Origin of the sequence: Mycobacterium sp. (assembly GCF_035603715.1) — a bacterium.
In the GTDB taxonomy this organism is placed as follows: Bacteria; Actinomycetota; Actinomycetes; order Mycobacteriales; family Mycobacteriaceae; genus Mycobacterium.
The window spans coordinates 1-2,261 of sequence record NZ_DATNJW010000695.1 but is presented as its reverse complement, the minus strand read 5'-3'; the positions used below and the strand labels follow the sequence as shown (position 1 = coordinate 2,261).

1 protein-coding gene is annotated in these 2,261 nt (G+C 67.7%); it reads right to left on the bottom strand.

The features are described 5' to 3' along the window. Positions 1 to 2,261, bottom strand: a 2,261-nt coding sequence (locus VN856_RS27925; RefSeq protein WP_325695336.1) for an acyltransferase domain-containing protein, incomplete at both ends; no start/stop codon positions are given.

The window sequence follows — 2,261 nt, the reverse complement described above, 5'->3', positions numbered from 1 at the left end:
CCGCGACAGCGGCCGGCGTGTAGCCGGCGTGAGTCAGGCCGTCGCGAAGTGCACCGGCAATGTCGTTCTCGCCCAACACCGCAACGGTGCTCGGGCTCGTCGCCAGATGGTCGTCGTAGCCGTCGACGGGCGAGAACGGGTGCCATTCGAGCGCGTGCACCATCGCCATGGGATCGTCGTTGCGGTCGCCGGCCGCCCTCGAATCCACTGCCGCGTAGCGAAGTCCGCGCACTTCGACGCTCGTGCTGCCATCGGCTGCGATCACCGCGATGTCGACGATGAGCTCTTCGTCGTTGCCGCCCCGCCGACGAACCTCGACGCGGCCGCGCGGGTCGGCGAGCTCGGCGTCAAACCGGACGCCGGCGACCGAGGACGGCACCATCAGCCGCGGATTCTCGTTGTCCAGCAGCCGGCCGATGTGAATAGCGGCGTCCAGCAAGGCAACTGACGAGGCTTGGGTCAGCTCGACGTCGGCGCGCAACTCCCCGGCCGTCGACTGGCAGGAGCCGATCGACCATCCGAACGGACGACCTTCGCTGCCCCACGTCTGCCACAGCGAAGTCACCGACTCATCGGCGAACTCGCCGTCGGCGACGTTCGGACCGGGTATTGCGGGGGCCGCCGGGTGGTCGTCCGAGCTGCGGGCGATGCGAGCAGTGACGTGCCGGATCCAGTGCTGCGCGGAACCACTGGTGCTCGACGACACGGTCACGGACGCCCCGTCGGCGACCACCTGAATGACGCGTGGTTCGTCGACGACGATCGGGTACTCGAAGCGGACGTCGGACAGTGCCGATCCGCCATATTCCGCCGCGGCCGCTGAAAGCGTCTGCAGCAGAACTGATATCGGGATGATCTCGACACCGTTGTTGTGGTGCGATCCGGGATACGGCTTGGTCGTGGGGGTCAGATGCGCTTGCCACAGATGCGTCGGCGGTGTTGCGGCGACCGGAATGTGCCGACCCAACAGCGTGCCGGGCTGCGGCGCAGACTCGGCGGTCTTCACGAATTCCTCGGCGCTGATCCAGTGGTGGGTGTGGTGCCATGGCGCGCTCGGCAGAACGGGATGCGGCTCGGGTGGATGCGGCAGGGTGGGCGGACGCATCACGTGCGTGCTGTTGAGGTTGGTGTGGAAGCTCACCGCGTCATCACCCTTGCGCGACAACGTCCCAACGCTGTGGTGGTGCACCGACTCCAAAGTTTCGGTGACGGCGTGCGTCAGGGTCGGGTGCGGGCTGATTTCGATGAACGTGGCGTGTTGCTCGGCGGCAACGCTGATGGCCTGGTGCAGCCGAACCGGCCGCCGCACATTGGCAACCCAGTAGTCGGCGTCCAGGACCGGCGTCTCGCCCGCATCGGAAACGGTGGAGATGAACGGAATCGTCGGCGGCTTGGGCGTCAGATCGGCTAGCGCCGAACGTAATTCGGTCAGGATGGGATCCATCAGCGCGGTATGCGAGGCGACTTCCATGTTCACCCGCCGCGCGAAACGCTCCTGTGCGCTCACGGCATTGATCACCGCGTCGACCTGTGCCACCGCGCCGGCGATGACGGTTTGCCTCGGCGACAGGAAGCCGGCCAGGCTCACCTCGGGGTAGTCGGCGAGCAGCTTTCCGGCCGCGTCGGCGTCCATCTCGAGCAGACCCACCGCGCCCTGGCCGGCCAGCCTCGACATCAGCCGCGAACGGGTCCCGATGACCCGCAGGCCCTCACTGGGGGTCAGCGCCCCGGCCACCACGGCCGCGGTCACTTCTCCCATCGAATGTCCAATCACCGCATCGGGTTCCACACCGTAGGAACGCCACAACGCGGTCAGCGCCAACTGCAGGCCCATCAGCACCGGCTGGACGCGGGCGTCGCCGGTCAGCCGCTGGCCCTCGGTCAGCACTTGCTGCAGGGAGTACCTCATGTGCTCGAGGAACAACGGCTCCAGCTCGTCGACTGCGGCGGCGAACGCCGGCTCGTCGGTCAGCAATTGCCGGCCCATCCCGGGCCACTGTGATCCCTGGCCTGAATACACAAAGACCTTGCCCGGTTTGCACAACCCTTCGTGGGGGCCGACCAGACCGATCGCCGACTGGCCGGCCGCCAATGCCTGCAGGCCGGCGACGGCGTGGGCGCGATCGCGCGCGGACACCGTGGCGAAGGTCTTGTGGTGGGTGCGGTGGTGGTTGAGCGTGTGGGCGACATCGGTCAGCGACACCGCGGCGCCCTCGCCGATCATCCACTCGGCCAGGGTCTGCGCTGTTGACGCGATCCGC